Source organism: Pseudomonas savastanoi, from assembly GCF_020917325.1.
Classification (GTDB): domain Bacteria; phylum Pseudomonadota; class Gammaproteobacteria; order Pseudomonadales; family Pseudomonadaceae; genus Aquipseudomonas; species Aquipseudomonas amygdali.
In genome coordinates this window covers 4,396,242-4,411,211 of sequence record NZ_CP076652.1, presented here as the reverse complement: position 1 = coordinate 4,411,211, position 14,970 = coordinate 4,396,242, and the positions used below count along the sequence as shown (strand labels likewise).

Below are 14,970 nucleotides of genomic sequence, written 5' to 3'. Positions count from 1 at the left end.
ACTCTGGGTGCCGTTTTTGTATTGTCTTAACATGCGCCCAGGGTTATATTCTTTAAGTCGAATGACTGGAGGTGGGGGTGCAGAGCAGGCAATTGATAAAGGAGCTTGAAGCAGATGGATGGATTCTGGATCGTGTTTCAGGCAGTCACCATATGTTCAAGCATCCTGAAAAACTTCAGACAGTCCCCGTGCCGCATCCCAAGAAAGACTTGCCATTCGGAACGGTGCGGGCCATCAAAAAGCTTGCCGGGCTGGTTTAGTCCAGTTTTGCCCTGATACCCTTTTGGAGAAAAAAATGAAATATCCAATGTGCATAGAATGGGGAAGCGAAACCACGGCGTTTGGTATCCAGATTCCCGATATCCCAGGTGCCGTAACCGCAGGCGATACGTTCGAGGAAGCCCACGCCGCGGCGGTGGAGATTGCTCATATCATGCTTCAGGAAATAGCAGCTGGTGGTGGAACCATACCCAAGGCCGGCACTGTTGCCGAGCACGCCAGGAATGCCGATTTCGCCGGAATGGGCTGGGGCATGATCGAGATTGACGTAACGCCTTATCTTGGTAAGACGGAGAAGGTCAACGTCACACTGCCTGGTTTCGTGATCAAGCAGATCGATCGCTATGTACGGGATCACAGCATCAAGAGTCGTTCCACCTTCCTGGCCGACGCGGCGCTGGAAAAACTGGGCCGGGCATGACGGCTAATCGGAGTGCTCAATACCCGGTCATCTCCAGATACCCCACGCCTTCCTGACTCCCGCTGAACCTCACCGGCCCCTCCCAGTAGGGAATGCTCACGCCCATCCAGGCGGCCGGGTTCAGCGCATCGGTGGTGATGTCCAGGTTTTTGCCGGGGACCCTGACTCTCCAGCGGGTGGGCACTTTATGCTCGCCGATCACGGTTTCCTTTAATGGCTCCAGGCTGATCTCGTTGGCGTGCAGCATCCGGGTAGTGCCGTCGGCGCTTATCCAGTTACCGGTCAGGTAGGGGGCACCGTTCTTGTGGCGGATGCGATAGAGCATCAGGCGATCGCCATCTGCCAGTTGCAGCGAGAACCAGTCCCAGCCGCTCTGATTGGCGGTCAGTGGCTGGCTGCTCCACTCCCGGTCCAGCCAGGCATTACCGGTGACCTGATAGGTTTTTCCTTCAATTACTACGCTGCCTTTGGCGTCGAAGAATGGCTGGCTGTAGTAGTACGACGCCTGGCCCGCTTCCGATTTCTGGCTGTAGCCTTGTTCGCCCTGCAACACCAGCGGCTTACTGGAGGTCAGGTGCAGGTTGTAGCGGAAGTCTTTGCCGCTTGCCTTGAGTTGCATCGATGCGAGCGGGTCTCCGGTTTGAGCAGTGCTGGTGAATGCCCAATCGTCGATCCACGCCGAGAAGGGCACCGACGTCACGTTTGCCTGGTCGACTCCACCCCGTGCGTAACGCTCTGCCACGTAATGGCCGCTGCTCGATGTGGCTGCTGCATGGCCCAGCCAGATCGTGCCGTCATTCCACCCGCTGCCGGTCTGTTGGCCGGGTCGCAGGGCATTGCGAAACAACGTCCACTGCACGCCGAACTGCTGGCCCGCGTCGTCCTTGAGGGTGGCGGTGATGTACCACCACTCGATACGAAAGCCGGGGTGCTGGCCGTGGTCCTGCGGGAATGAAAAGACCTTGCCGGGTGTCACCTGCGCATAGCTGTCGGCCGTATTGCCCAGACCGGCGAAACCGCTTTCAGGTTGCGGTTTGTCGTCGCAGGCGGTGAGCAGCACTGCGACGACCAGCGGCATCAGCCATTTACTGTTCATTGGCGAATGTCCTGATTAGATCCGCTGGACGGCTACGGTACAGCCTCAGCAACGGCCAGGCCGAGGCCAGCAAAGTCGCCAGCATCGCCAGCGCCATCAATTGCAGCAGTTGCAGCGGGAACACCTGCAGCGGCAGGCGCCAGCCAAAGGCGCGAACGTTGATCACCGCATCCAGGCACCAGGCCAGTAACAGCCCCAGTGGTAGCGCGAGCACCAGTGTCAGGACCGCCAGCAGCCAGGTCTGTCCCAGGTTGAGCAGCATCAGTTGCCGTCGCGTGACACCCAGCGCCCACAATGGGGCGAGCTGCCCCAGGCGGCTCTGGCTTTGAGTCAGCAGGCTGATGAACAGCGCCACGCCAGCCACGCCCAGTGTCAGGCTGTTGAGTGCGGCAGTGGCGGCAAATGTACGTTCAAAGACCTGGCTCGACCACCCCTTGAGCTGGCTCTGATCGATGATGTGATTGTCGTCCAGCTTGAAACGCTCTTGCAGCCGGGTGACCAGTGAGGGGATTGCCGCCTGATCGACTCTCAGGTTGAAACGCACCGGCATCGATTGCGGCCAGTGCGCGAGCAGGTGCCGGGAGTTGACCAGCAGATGGCCCTTGGGGTTGCCATAGTCGGCATAGATCCCGACGATGCGTGGGGTCCATTTGCCAGTGGGCACCGGGATGTTCAGCGTATCTTCCAGCCCCAGTTGAAGGCGGCGTGCTAACTGTTCGCTGAGCATGACTGTGTCTTCATCGCGCAACAGATTCCACGGATCACCGGCGACGGATTCCAGCAACGCCCAATGCTGGCGATAGGTGTCGTGATCGATAACGCCAAACAGGTCCGCTGGCCAGCCCTGAACTTGCACCGGCACTTGCCAGTTGGGCAGCACGGCGCGGATATCCTGTTGCTGGCTCAGCCAGGTGTTCAGCGGCCCGGCCTGTTCCGGATTCTGCGGGCTGACATACAGTTCGGCGGTCAGGCGTTGCTCCAGCCAACTGTTGAACGTCTGACGAAAACCCGACGTCATGCTGCCTGCGCCGATGTTCGCGGCCATCGCCAGCAGCAGGGCCATCAGCGCCAGACTCAGGGCGGGCAACTGTTGACGGCAATCCGCCAGAAACCACTGCCCGAGCACCGAGCGGCTGCGCGTCAACAGACCGCCAAGCATGGTGTCCAGCAAAACCGGCAGGGCCAGCGCGGCACTGAGCAGCAGCGCGGACATCATCACAAACCCCAGCATCAGACTGGTGCCGAATAACAGCGCGCTCACGCCCACCAACGCGCCCAGCACCGCCACCCACGCCTGGCGCTGCAACCATCGCGCATGCGCTTGCTGCCATGCCTGGGCATCGGCCAGTGCCAGCAACGGCAGGCGCGCAGCCCGCAACAGGCTATTGGCACCGGCCAGCAACGCGCCAAGCAGACTCAGGCCGATACCGCTCAGCCACCACCACAGACTGAGGTTCAACTGGCCGGCGACTTCCGCGCCGTACAAGCCGCGCAGACTGGCCGCGACATCCGGCAATAACAGGCTGGCCAGCAAGTAGCCGCTGACCACGCCAAAAATACCGCCCAACAGGGCCAGCGCACCTAGCTCCACGCCCAGCGCAGCTATCAACAGACGTGCACTGACGCCACAGGCACGCAAGTTACGCAACAGCCCACGGCGCTGCTCGAGGGCCAGGCCAATGGCCGCGTGGACAATGAACAGGCCGACGATGAAGGACAGCACCCCGAGCGCATTCAGATTCAGGTGGAAGCTTTCGGTGAGGCGCTCCAGATTGTTTTCTTCGCCGCTTTTCTTGATCACCAGCAGGTCATTCAGGGCTGCCGGTAGCGCAGGGTTCTGCCGGGCAAAATCCTTGGCCAGCAGCATTCCGGACAATTGCCCCGGCTGGCCCAGCAACGGTTGCGCAAAGCCTATGTCAGTCAGTAAAACGCCGGGCGCCATGTCGGGTTTGGCGTGCAAGGGGGGCAGCGGAACACCGGTTTCGGTCAACGGCTGCTGGCCTTCTTCGAGCCCCAGCGCTTGCAGGGTTTGCGGCGCAATCCAGGTCATGCCCGGCGGCGTGAGGAAGTCCACGACCTGTTCGGCGTTCAGCGTCTGCCCGGCCAGTGGCGAGCCGGTCGGCAAAGTCACCGGCTCGATACCCATCAGTTGCAGGCGACGGTCTTCGCGCCCTTGAAGCACGATACGGCCTTGCAGCATGGGCGATACGGGCCAGCCTTCGCGGCGCAACTCGATAAACAATGCCTGCGGGAACAGCCCGCCGCTGCTGGCCGTAATATGGGTCTGCGGCTCGCCGCCAATCAACTGGCTGGCGCGCTGGTAGCTTTCCCGCGCCTGGCTATTGAGCGCCTGCACACCGGTAAGCAGCGCGGTGGCCAGCCACAAGCCGGTCAGCACACTGAAAAACTGCACCGGATGACGGCGCCAATGGCTCAGCAATGCGCGCAGGGTCCAGTAGAAAACCCGCATCAGCGCTCGCCTTCGTCAGCCAGACTCCCCATATGCAGTACCACTTTACGCGACAGGCGCTGTGCGACGCGCGGGCTGTGGGTGACCATCAACAGGCTAGTGGGGCTGTCGGCGAGCACATCCAGCAGCAGTTGCAGCACTTCGTCGCTGGTGGTCTCGTCGAGATTGCCGGTGGGCTCGTCAGCCAGCAGCAGGCCGGGTCGAGAAGCGAGGGCGCGGCCTATCGCCACTCGTTGCTGCTGTCCGCCGGAGAGCTGTTCGGGATAGCGATTCAGCAGCGTGCCCAGACCCAGACGCTCGATCAAGTGCGTCTGCCAGAGCGCATCGAATCGCCCGGCCAGTCGTGCCTGGAACGCCAGATTGTCAGCTATTTTCAGGCTGCCGATCAGGTTGAACTGCTGAAACACCAGACCGATCTCGGTACGCCGCCAGTTGGCCAGCTGGCTTTCGTTCATCAGGTCCAGACGCTGGCCTGCAACCTCGATGCTGCCATCGTCGACCTGATCCAGGCCCGCGACCAGATGCAGCAAGGTGCTTTTGCCACTGCCGGATTCGCCCATCAACGCCAGGCTTTCGCCCTGTGCCAGATGCAGATCGACACCACGCAAGACATCCAGCGGCCCCTGTGCCGTGGTGTAGCGCTTGAATACGTTTCGCACTTGCAGCATGAGCGGCCCAATCGTTCTGACAGAAACTCAAGAGTAACGCCTGAGCGCAAGCGCGTCGCGACCAGATATCAGCTATCGTGCGACGCTCCGCGTCGTCATGCCGTTCAGGACGCTCTGCGTCCTCTTTGCTACGCAGAGCGTCGCGACCAGCATTCCCGAACGACAATCATAAAGCTACTTCCCGCCGCCGCGAATCAACCCGCGCAGGGCAAACCGGTTGGGGTGACAGGCTTCGGCAACGCTACGCGGCAAGGGCAGGGGTTCGTTATCGAGCCAGGCGGCGATCAGTTCGCCACACAGCGGCGCGGTGATAAGCCCGCGCGAACCGTGGCCGCTGTTGACGTACAGGCCGTCCAGCCACGGGCAGGCGATGTCCGGAACCTGACGTGCGTCCTTGCCCAGCGCGGCATAGGTCTGCATGAACGCCTCGCGGTCGGCCAGCGGACCGACGATGGGCAGGTAATCCGGGCTGGTACAGCGAAAGGCTGCGCGACCCTGCAATTGCTCGGGCGACAAATCGGCGGTCTCGAGGCGCGAAGTGAGGTCTTCGGAAATCTCCCGCAACAGCCCCAGATTGTCCAGATGATCGGCCAGGTTCGGCGTCAGATCGGTGCTGTTGAAATCGAAACTGGCCCCGAGCGTATGTTCGCCTAGACGCGCCGGAGCCACATAACCCTCGGCGCACACCACGCTGCGCAATGCCGTGCTGGCCTGAGTCTGCGGCAAACGGGTGATCTGCCCGCGGATGCGTTTGAGCGGTAAGTCGGCGCTCTGCGAAAACTGCTGGATATCAGCTGCCCCGGCCAGCACCACGACCGGAGCACTGTCGATCAACTGTTCGTCACTCCAGACCTGCCACTGATCATCGACGCGTCTCAGCTCCAATGCCTGCTGATGAGCGATCAGACGGATATTGGCGTGCGCGGCCTGTGCGTGACACAGCGCAGGCGGATGAACCCAGCCGCCCTCGGGGTAAAACAGCCCGCCACTGTTCAGCGCAACGCCGCTTTGCGCCTCGGCCGCCGGTTGGTCGAGCAGGTGCAGGAGAGATTCGGGGAAGGCATCGGCCAGCTGTTTCTGACGCAGCGCTTCCTTGTCATCTAAGGTCAGTTGCAGCACCCCGCAAGCGTCCCAGTCGACTCCGCGCTGCAAGCGTTCAAGCAGCCTTCGCGTGTGGCCAAAACCGCTGAGGATCAACTGTGAAAGCGCTGTGCCATGCGCCGATAGCTTCAGGTACAGCACGCCCTGCGGATTGCCGGATGCTTCCTGCGCGGGTGCGGCGTGGCGCTCCAGCAGGCTGACCTGCCAACCCCGCTGCGCCAGGCTCTGCGCGGTGGCGCAGCCTGCCAGCCCAGCACCGATTACCAGTGCCTTGCGCTCGCCGCCAGTCGGAGCGGGGCGGGCGAACCAGGGCTTGGCAGCAGCCGGGTGCGCCACGTCCTCTGGCCAGGCGATAAACGTGCCGCGCAGCACTTCCCATTTATGGCCGATGCCCGGCACCCGCTTCATTTTGAAGCCTGCTGCGTTCAGCGAGCGGCGCACCCAGCCGGTGCTGGTGAAGGTGCCAATCGTGGTGCTCGATGTGGACAGGCGCGCCAGTTCGGCAAACAGCTCGGGGGTCCACATCTCCGGGTTTTTCGCTGGCGCAAACCCGTCGAGAAACCACGCATCAATCTGCCCATCCAACTGCGGCAGCATCTGCAGCGCATCGCCAATCAGCAGGGTCAGGGTCACGCGGCCGTTATCGAATATCAGGCGCTGAAAGCCTTCGTGCACGGCTACGTAATGGTCGAGCAATTGCCGGGCGAACGTTGACAGCTCCGTCCACAACGCCAGGGCACGCTGCAGGTCGGCGCGGCTCAATGGGTATTTCTCGACGCTGACGAACTGCAGGCGCGCATTGGCGGGCGCGCACTCGTCGAACAACTGCCAGGCACAGAGGAAATTCAACCCGGTGCCGAATCCGGTTTCACCAATGATCAGCCTGCCGTCGTCCGGCAGCTCGCTGAAACGCCGACGCAGGTCGTTCTGCACCAGAAACACATGGCGCGTCTCGTGCAGGCCGGACTCTGTGGAAAAGTAGACATCGGAGAAATCGCGGGAACGCGGGTTGCCTTGTTCGTCCCAGTCTATCCGGGCTTGGCGGGTAATGGTCATGTCAGGCTCAGCGGTGGCAGTGGGCGCATTTTAGCCGTGTGCGAGGATAAAAGTGCGATCACTGCTGCACGGATTGACCGATGCCCGCAATCGGTGGTCAGAATGCTCACTGAGGGTTGTCCACCGGGCGTTCTCTGAGCCATCCGCAATCAGGAGTTGTGCATGTTTGAATCCGCTGAAATCGGTCATGCCATTGACGACGAGACCTACGAAGCTGCTTTGCCCGAGTTGCGCGAAGCCTTGCTGGAGGCGCAGATAGACCTGCACGAGCAGGCCGGTCGACAGATCATCGTATTGATCAACGGCATAGAGGGCGCAGGCAAGGGCGAGACCGTCAAACTGCTCAGCGAATGGATGGACCCGCGCCTGATCGAGGTGCGCACCTTCGATCAGCAGACCGATGAAGAACTCGCTCACCCGCCCGTCTGGCGTTACTGGCGGCAATTGCCGGCCAAGGGCCGCATGGGTATTTTTTTCGGCAACTGGTACAGCCAGATGCTTCAGGACCGGGTTCAAGGTCGCTTCAAGGACGCGGTACTCGATCAGGCCATCAGCGGTGCCGAGCGATTGGAAAAGATGCTCTGCGATGAAGGCGCGCTGATCTTCAAGTTCTGGTTTCACCTGTCCAAGAAGCAGATGAAGCTGCGCCTCAAAACCCTCAAGGATGATCCGCTGCACAGCTGGCGCATCAGCCCGCTGGACTGGCAGCAGTCCAAGACTTACGACAAGTTCGTGCGCTTCGGTGAGCGGGTGTTGCGTCGCACCAGCCGCGAATATGCGCCCTGGCATGTGATCGAAGGCGTGGACGCCAACTACCGCAGCCTGACGGTTGGCCGCCTGCTGCTGGAAGGCATGCAGGCTGCACTGAAAAAGGTCGAACCCGAGCCCGCTGCGCTGACCGTCGGCCCGCTGGCAATCCATGACAACGAGCTGACCCTGCTGGACAGCCTCGACCTGAGCCTGCACCTGAGCAAGGACGACTACCAGCAGCAGCTCATCACCGAGCAGGCGCGCCTGTCCGGCAACATGCGCGACAAACGCATGAAAAGCCATGCGCTGGTGGCCGTGTTCGAAGGCAACGACGCGGCAGGCAAAGGCGGTGCGATACGCCGTGTTGCAGCGGCACTCGACCCGCGTCAGTACGCTATCGTACCGATTGCCGCGCCGACCCAGGATGAACGCGCTCAGCCGTATTTGTGGCGTTTCTGGCGGCAGATACCGGCGCGCGGCAAATTCACTATTTTTGACCGCTCGTGGTACGGCCGGGTGTTGGTCGAGCGGGTCGAGGGCTTTTGCAGCGAGTCCGACTGGAAGCGCGCCTACGCCGAAATCAATGACTTCGAAGAGCAACTCACGGACGCAGGCATTGTGGTGGTCAAGTTCTGGCTGGCCATCGATCAGCAGACTCAGCTGGAACGTTTTCAAGAGCGCGAAAAGATCCCGTTCAAGCGTTACAAGATCACCGAAGACGACTGGCGCAACCGCAAGAAATGGCCGGATTACCGCCAGGCAGTGGGCGACATGGTGGATCGCACCAGCACCGAAATTGCGCCGTGGACGCTGATCGAGGCCAACGACAAGCGCTGGGCGAGGGTCAAGGTGTTACGCACGATCAACGAGGCGCTGGAAAAGGCGTTTGGTAAAGACAAGAAGAAGTGATCGTCTGAACCGCGTGCCTGCCTGCATCGGCACTGGCGGGCGTAGCGGGGCATCATTTGCGAGGCGGGCGCGTTTTCTGCCTGATGATGTAAATGGTCACCAGCACCGCGCTGGTCAGCATGAACGCTCGTGCCCAGGGCTGTGCGATCAGGTAGCACGACAGGCCGATGCTCAACCACATCAGGCCGATTGCGTACACCTTGCCCTTGAGCGGGATGCCGTTGCCTTCAAGGTAATCTCGAATCCACGGGCCGAGCTGCGGGTGGTTGACCAGCCAGTGGTAGAAACGTGGAGAGCTGCGGGCGAAGCAGGCGGTGGCCAGCAAGAGAAAGGGCGTGGTGGGCAGCACCGGCAGGAAAATACCGACGACGCCCAGTACCACGCTCAACCAGCCAACCGCTATCAGCAGATAGCGCACCGACCGGTGACGGCTGGTGCGCGGTGGGTCTTGCGCCATAGGCGCAGACTCAGTGGTGGCGGGGCTTGAGGATCGCCGGCTTTTCGTCCGGAGCCTGGCAGAGCAGGTACAGGGCGGTCAGTGCTTCGGGGATTTGCACGATCATGTCGTCCATCAGGTTGGCGTCCTGGGCAATGTCGGCGAACTCCGGCTGCTCATCGAACAGGCCCGAACCGACCATGATCGGCAGGAGCATTTCGCTGACTTCTTCCTCGGCACTTTCGAACCAGGCGTTTTCACGCAGGAACACGCCTTCCATGAAGCCGATGCACCAGCCACGCAGGTCCGAATCATCCGGATCGTCGCCCAGGTCGAGATCACATGGCAGTTCGAACTCTTCGTCCGACGCCAGCTGGCGGGCAATGTGTGCCTTGAGTGCGATCAGCGTGGCTTCGACTTCTGTCTGTTGCGCCTCGCTGCTGTACTGCGGCGGCTCGGAGAACAGCGCGTCGATCCACTCGCGCTCCGGCACGTCTTCGGCACAGATGGACAGGGCGGTCAGGTAGCCATGAGCGGCCACGTAGTCCAGTGCTTCTTCGTGCAGTTCATCTGCATCGAGGAAGACTTGCAGGCGGGTTAATTGCTCAGCGAAGGACATGGAAGCGCTACCTTGAAAATAAACGATGCTGGATTCTAGGCCCTGAGCGTCCTTGGCGCCAGCGCGCAGGCCAATTGCGGTTAATTTCGACCGCTCATGTCCGAGCCATCCATTGCTCTCGAGTGCTCGGGTATACTCCCCCGTTTTGCAGTGCAGCAGGATATTCCGGGGTTTTTATGCTTGAGCAGGCACAACGCGTACTTAAAGACATCTTCGGTTACGACAGCTTTCGTGGTCGCCAGGGTGCCATTATCGAGCGTGTAGCCAACGGTGGCGATGCACTGGTGCTGATGCCGACCGGTGGTGGCAAATCCCTGTGTTTTCAGGTGCCGGGGCTGTTGCGTGAGGGGCTCTGTGTGGTCGTCTCGCCGCTTATCGCGCTGATGGACGATCAGGTTGCCACGCTGGATGAACTGGGTGTGTCCGCTGCTGCACTCAACTCCACCCTCAGTGCCGAGCAACAGCGTGAGCTGGCCAACCGCATTCGCCTGGGCGAAGTGAAAATGCTCTACCTCGCCCCGGAGCGCCTGGTGCAGCCGCGCATGCTGTCGTTCCTGCAAAACCTTCAAATTGCCCTGTTTGCCATTGATGAAGCGCACTGCGTATCGCAATGGGGTCATGATTTTCGCCCTGAGTACCTGCAACTGGGGCAACTGGCCGAGCTGTTTCCGGATGTGCCGCGCATTGCGCTGACTGCCACCGCCGACAAGCGTACCCGCGAAGAAATCGTCACGCGCCTGCACCTGCAAAACGCCGAGCGCTTTCTGTCCAGCTTCGACCGGCCCAACATCTTCTATCGCATCGTGCCCAAGGAACAGCCGCGCAAACAGCTGCTGGCGTTCCTCTCCGAACGGCGCAGCGATGCCGGTATCGTCTACTGCCTGTCGCGCAAGAAAGTCGATGAAGTGGCCGTTTTTCTGAGCGAAAACGGCTATCCCGCGCTGCCGTATCACGCCGGGCTGCCATCGGAAACCCGTGCTGCCAACCAGAAACGCTTCCTTAATGAGGAAGGGCTGATCATGGTGGCGACCATCGCGTTCGGCATGGGCATCGACAAACCCAACGTGCGTTTTGTTGCGCACATGGACCTGCCCAAATCGCTCGAGGCCTACTATCAGGAAACCGGCCGGGCCGGGCGTGATGGCCTGCCTGCCGATGCCTGGATGGCCTACGGTCTGCAAGACGTGCTGATGCTCAAGCAGATGTTGCAGAACTCCGAAGGCGACGAGCGCCACAAGCGTCTGGAGCAGCACAAGCTCGACGCCATGCTCGCCCTGTGCGAAGAAACCCGTTGCCGGCGGCAGACCCTGCTGGCCTATTTCGACGAAGACATGCCCAACCCGTGCGGGCATTGCGACAACTGCGTCGATGGCGTGCAGACCTGGGACGCCACTGAGCCTGCGCGTCAGGCGCTGTCGGCCATCTACCGGACCGGCCAGCGTTATGGCGTCGGTCATCTGGTCGATGTGCTGCTGGGCAAATCCAACGACAAGGTAGAAAGCTTCGGCCATCAGCACCTGTCGGTGTTCGGGGTGGGCAAGGCACGCACCGAGGCCGAGTGGCGCTCGCTGTTCCGCCAACTGGTGGCGCGCGGGCTGGCAGACATCGATCTTGAAGGCTATGGCGGCCTGCGCTTGAGCGACACGTGCCGGCCTTTGCTGCGTGGCGAAGTTACTCTGGAACTGCGCCGCGACCTCAAGCCACAAACCACTTCAAAGAGCAGTTCCGGCAGCCCGGCGAGCCAGCTGGTGCGCGGCGAAGAGCGCGAGCAGTGGGAAGCCTTGCGTGCCTTGCGGCGCAAACTGGCCGAGGAACATGCCGTGCCGCCTTACGTCATTTTCCCGGACTCGACCCTGCTGGAAATGCTGCGCAGCAAACCCGGATCAATGGCCGAGATGGCCCGAGTGGGCGGCGTGGGCGCGCGCAAGCTGGAGCGTTACGGCGAGGCTTTTCTTGAAGTGCTCAGTGGCAAGGCCGAGGCACCACGGGTGGTGGCCGATGTACGCCACGAGCTGATCAGCCTGGCGCGTGCCGGTATGACCCCCACGCAGATCGCGGGCCAGTTGCAGTGCTCGGAAAAGAATGTCTACACCCTGTTGGCCGAGGCCATCGGCAAGCAGCAGCTGTCCATCGAGCAGGCACTGGATTTACCGGAAGACCTATTGGGCGAGGTTCAGGATGCCTTTCTCGATGGCGAAGGAGAACTGCCACCGGTGTCGGCGATTGCCGAGCAATTTGCCGGGCGGGTGCCGGAGGGCGTTTTGTATTGCGTGCGAGCGGCGCTGCAATCGGAATTTGAGGTATAACAGCGTGCGACGAAACGTCACCGTCCCGCGCTTGCCTGAACATAAGGACCATGCTTAGCTCGCTAATAATTAGTTTGAATCATGAGTTTCCTTATGCCATTGACTGATGAACACCGTTTCGGGATGCAACTCGGACATCTCACCCGGGGCTGGCGCGCCGAACTGGATCGTCGGCTTGCCGATCTTGGCCTGTCTCAGGCGCGCTGGCTGGTCCTGCTGCACCTCGCCCGTTTCACCGAACCGCCGACCCAGCGCGAGCTTGCGCAAAGCGTGGGCGTCGAAGGGCCGACTCTGGCGCGTTTGCTCGACAGTCTTGAAAAGCAGGGCCTGGTTCAGCGCCAGGCGGTGGTCGAGGATCGACGCGCGAAAAAGATCCTGCTCAGTGATACTGCCTTGCCACTGATTGAAAAGATTGAAACCATCGCCAATGTGCTGCGTATCGAGCTGTTCGAGGGCGTGAGCGAGGAAGATTTGCGCGTCAGCATGCGGGTGCACTCGCAGATTCTGGCCAATCTGGAAAGATCCTGAGACGAAGCCGGGCGTTCTCAACCATAATCGTGCAACGGATACTGAAGTCCAACTGATTACGTGAGAAGCCTGCTGTGGTTTCTATAAGGGTTCGCATGCTGAAGAGTTCACTGGCTGCTGTCGAAGGTGCAGGTCGCAGGGCGCGCGTGGTGTTTTGCAAGAGCGTCATAGCGGCGTCATTGCTGGCCTGCTCTACGCTGGCGTCTGCGCTGGGGCTGGGTGAAATCACCTTGCACTCGGCGCTCAACCAACCGTTGAATGCCGAGATCCAGTTGCTGGAGACCGGCGGTCTGAGCAACGAAGACGTTGTCGCCAGGCTCGCGTCGCCCGAGGCTTTTGCCAAGGCGGGCATAGAGCGGGTGTTCTTTCTCAACGACCTGCGCTTCACCCCAGTGCTGCGCGGCGATCGCGGCGTGATCCGGGTGGTTTCCACCAAACCGGTCACCGAGCCCTACCTGAGCTTTCTCGTCCAGCTGGCGCGCCCGAATGGCGATTTGCTGCACGAATACACCCTGCTGCTCGATCCTGCCACCTCACCGCAAGGTCTGGCCGCCACGCGCAGCCGCAATACGCAACGTTCGACGGCCTCGGCACAGGAAAGCCGCATGCCGGTCGCGCCACCGGCCGCCGTGCAGGGCAAGCATTACACGGTTGCCAATGGCGATACCCTGAATGGCATTGCCAGCCGCTTGCAAGGGCCGGGTAACAAGGTTTCGGCAAACCAGCTGGCAGACGGCATTCGTTTGCTCAACCCGCAGGCGTTCGCGGCGGGCGCCGGTTCTGCGCTTAAAGTTGGCCAGGATTTGTTGCTGCCCGATTCTGCGGTATTGCCAAGTGCCGCTGCGCCTGCCGCCAGCCCGGAGGCGTCGTCACCCAAGCCTGCCGAGCTGCAGCGCACCGCCGAGCAACTGTCGGCGGCGGCCATCGAAAACCAGCAACTGGCTCAATCGCTGGAGGCGCTCAAAGCCCAGACTCAAGAACTGCAAGAGCAGATGAGTGGCAAGGACAAGCAAATCACCGCGTTGCGCAGTGATCTTGCCGTTGCGCAATCCGCTGCCCGACCTGCCACGCCTGCTACACCTGCAATAACCCCGGCCACTCCCGTTCAGCCGGCTGTTGCCGATACGCCGGGCACCGATTCATTCCTGAGCCTGCCGATACTGCTTGCTGCCGTGTTGATTGTGCTTCTGCTTGTGGCGTTTGCTTATTCGAAACGACGCCAGCAGCGCAAACAGTCCGCAGCGCCTGCTGTTGCGCCGGATGAGCAGCTGATCAAGCCTGCTCAGGCGACCATGCTTCCGGTGTTCGAAGTGCCCGCCGTTGCGCCACAGCCTGCGGTGCAGACGCCACCCACCCCGGCAGCAACCAAGCCACCGGCAGCGCAGCGTTCGGCTGGCTCTACGCCGGATGCGCTGGACGGCGTCAGCATTTACATCGCCTACGGGCGTTTCACCGAGGCGATGGGCATTCTGCGCAGCGCCCTGGAAAAGCAGCCGGAGCGCGATGACATTCGCATCCGCTTGCTGGAATTGCTGGCGGAGCAGGGCGATGGCAGCGGCTTCGTTCGGGAAGAGCAATCAGCGCTGGAGCACGGTGTTGATCCGCAGACCATCCAAGACATCCGCGACCGTTTTCCACAAATCAAGGCCGCCGAAGTTGCGCCTTTGGCGGCAGTCATCCCTGCTGCTGCGGTCGCGGCTACCGCGCTGTCTTTCGAGAAAACCGAGCCCGAGCCAGAATCTGCGGCCTATCTGCAGCCCGACCTGGAGCCTGAACCTGCGGCGCAGCTGGACGAAACCGCCGCAGCGGCGCTGAATCCGCAGGACGAGTTTCAGTTGAACCTTGATGACCTGTCGATGGATGCCGACTGGGATCTGGTCGATCCGTTCGACAGCCCGCCGCCGCGCATCAAGCCAGCAGCGGCGACTGCTGCGCCAGCGCCCGCTGACGTCGACCCCGGTTTTTCTTCGGACCTGACTCAGCTGCCGGAAGTCTTTGAACTCTCGGATGAGCAGTTCCTCAGTGATTTCTCCGAGCCCGATGTCATCGAGCCTATCGAAGTGGTGGCACCTGCCGCTGCTGACGACCTGAGCGATGACTTTCTCGACAGTTTCATGAGCGACGACGCAGAGTTCGACCTGCTGGACCTTGAAGAACCACCGCTTAGCCAGATCAATCAGGCGCAGGTGCTGATCGAGGAGGGCGATATCGAGTCGGCTCGTGAAATTCTGCAACAGGTCATTGCCGAATCCGACGAGGAGCATCGGCGCATGGCGCGGGAACTGTTGGCTGGCATCAGCTGAACCCGTTGTTTCCCTGAGCAGGCGTGAC

12 protein-coding genes are annotated in these 14,970 nt (G+C 61.3%); 6 read left to right on the top strand and 6 right to left on the bottom strand.

From position 1 onward, the window contains the following. Nucleotides 1-77 precede the first annotated feature (77 nt). A complete protein-coding gene (locus KP808_RS18610; RefSeq protein ID WP_003434313.1) occupies nucleotides 78-260 on the top strand; it encodes a type II toxin-antitoxin system HicA family toxin in 183 nt (60 codons plus the stop codon). A gap of 35 nt (nucleotides 261-295) precedes the next feature. Next, a complete protein-coding gene (locus KP808_RS18605; RefSeq protein ID WP_024661723.1) occupies nucleotides 296-700 on the top strand; it encodes a type II toxin-antitoxin system HicB family antitoxin in 405 nt (134 codons plus the stop codon). Between the two features lie 16 nt (nucleotides 701-716). Here the strand turns inward: KP808_RS18605 and KP808_RS18600 are convergent, their stop codons facing one another. The 4 genes from KP808_RS18600 to mnmC all read right to left on the bottom strand — a co-directional run bounded on the left by KP808_RS18600 (nucleotide 717) and on the right by mnmC (nucleotide 7,091). Next, the gene (locus KP808_RS18600; protein WP_230016645.1) at nucleotides 717-1,796 is read right to left on the bottom strand and encodes a lipocalin-like domain-containing protein; all 1,080 of its coding nucleotides are present in this window, start codon (nucleotides 1,794-1,796) and stop codon (nucleotides 717-719) included. Beyond that, nucleotides 1,786-4,266, bottom strand: a complete 2,481-nt coding sequence (locus tag KP808_RS18595; protein WP_230016644.1) for an ABC transporter permease — start codon at nucleotides 4,264-4,266, stop codon at nucleotides 1,786-1,788. The genes KP808_RS18600 and KP808_RS18595 overlap by 11 nt, the downstream gene beginning before the upstream one ends. Continuing rightward, complete coding sequence (locus tag KP808_RS18590) at nucleotides 4,266-4,934, bottom strand: ABC transporter ATP-binding protein (RefSeq protein WP_230016643.1); 669 nt, start codon at nucleotides 4,932-4,934, stop codon at nucleotides 4,266-4,268. Before KP808_RS18590 ends, KP808_RS18595 begins: the two co-directional genes overlap by 1 nt. A gap of 174 nt (nucleotides 4,935-5,108) precedes the next feature. Then, nucleotides 5,109-7,091, bottom strand: a complete 1,983-nt coding sequence (gene mnmC / locus KP808_RS18585; protein WP_230016642.1) for a bifunctional tRNA (5-methylaminomethyl-2-thiouridine)(34)-methyltransferase MnmD/FAD-dependent 5-carboxymethylaminomethyl-2-thiouridine(34) oxidoreductase MnmC — start codon at nucleotides 7,089-7,091, stop codon at nucleotides 5,109-5,111. A 162-nt stretch (nucleotides 7,092-7,253) separates the two neighbouring features. Here mnmC and pap point away from each other — a divergent pair, with 162 nt between their 5' ends. Continuing rightward, entirely contained in the window at nucleotides 7,254-8,750 is a 1,497-nt protein-coding gene (gene pap / locus KP808_RS18580) for a polyphosphate:AMP phosphotransferase (protein WP_230016641.1), read from the top strand. A 52-nt stretch (nucleotides 8,751-8,802) separates the two neighbouring features. On the opposite strand, the gene KP808_RS18575 is transcribed toward pap, so the two are convergent. Together KP808_RS18575 and KP808_RS18570 are read right to left on the bottom strand one after the other, a co-directional pair. Next, a complete protein-coding gene (locus KP808_RS18575; RefSeq protein ID WP_230016640.1) occupies nucleotides 8,803-9,207 on the bottom strand; it encodes a YbaN family protein in 405 nt (134 codons plus the stop codon). A gap of 10 nt (nucleotides 9,208-9,217) precedes the next feature. Then, nucleotides 9,218-9,805: a UPF0149 family protein gene (locus KP808_RS18570; RefSeq protein ID WP_002552569.1), complete on the bottom strand. Its 588-nt coding sequence runs from the start codon at nucleotides 9,803-9,805 to the stop codon at nucleotides 9,218-9,220. Between the two features lie 176 nt (nucleotides 9,806-9,981). Between KP808_RS18570 and recQ the strand changes: the two genes are divergently transcribed. The 3 genes from recQ (at nucleotide 9,982) to KP808_RS18555 (ending at nucleotide 14,942) form a co-directional block, all read left to right on the top strand. Beyond that, nucleotides 9,982-12,111 (top strand): DNA helicase RecQ, encoded by a 2,130-nt coding sequence (gene recQ / locus KP808_RS18565; RefSeq protein ID WP_005746239.1) that lies wholly within the window; start codon nucleotides 9,982-9,984, stop codon nucleotides 12,109-12,111. A 93-nt stretch (nucleotides 12,112-12,204) separates the two neighbouring features. Further along, nucleotides 12,205-12,639, top strand: coding sequence for a MarR family transcriptional regulator (locus tag KP808_RS18560; RefSeq protein WP_002552570.1), 435 nt, complete (start codon nucleotides 12,205-12,207; stop codon nucleotides 12,637-12,639). Nucleotides 12,640-12,734: 95 nt separating this feature from the next. Next, nucleotides 12,735-14,942, top strand: a complete 2,208-nt coding sequence (locus tag KP808_RS18555) for a FimV/HubP family polar landmark protein (protein ID WP_230016639.1) — start codon at nucleotides 12,735-12,737, stop codon at nucleotides 14,940-14,942. Nucleotides 14,943-14,970 lie beyond the last annotated feature (28 nt).

Coding starts and splice junctions, on each gene's coding strand:
- KP808_RS18595 (WP_230016644.1), bottom strand. CDS start 4,266: ATGCGGGTTTTCTACTGGACCCTGCGCGCATTGCTGAGCCATTGGCGC.
- KP808_RS18555 (WP_230016639.1), top strand. CDS start 12,735: ATGCTGAAGAGTTCACTGGCTGCTGTCGAAGGTGCAGGTCGCAGGGCG.
- mnmC (WP_230016642.1), bottom strand. CDS start 7,091: ATGACCATTACCCGCCAAGCCCGGATAGACTGGGACGAACAAGGCAAC.
- KP808_RS18575 (WP_230016640.1), bottom strand. CDS start 9,207: ATGGCGCAAGACCCACCGCGCACCAGCCGTCACCGGTCGGTGCGCTAT.
- KP808_RS18560 (WP_002552570.1), top strand. CDS start 12,205: ATGCCATTGACTGATGAACACCGTTTCGGGATGCAACTCGGACATCTC.
- KP808_RS18590 (WP_230016643.1), bottom strand. CDS start 4,934: ATGCTGCAAGTGCGAAACGTATTCAAGCGCTACACCACGGCACAGGGG.
- KP808_RS18605 (WP_024661723.1), top strand. CDS start 296: ATGAAATATCCAATGTGCATAGAATGGGGAAGCGAAACCACGGCGTTT.
- KP808_RS18600 (WP_230016645.1), bottom strand. CDS start 1,796: ATGAACAGTAAATGGCTGATGCCGCTGGTCGTCGCAGTGCTGCTCACC.
- KP808_RS18570 (WP_002552569.1), bottom strand. CDS start 9,805: ATGTCCTTCGCTGAGCAATTAACCCGCCTGCAAGTCTTCCTCGATGCA.
- recQ (WP_005746239.1), top strand. CDS start 9,982: ATGCTTGAGCAGGCACAACGCGTACTTAAAGACATCTTCGGTTACGAC.
- pap (WP_230016641.1), top strand. CDS start 7,254: ATGTTTGAATCCGCTGAAATCGGTCATGCCATTGACGACGAGACCTAC.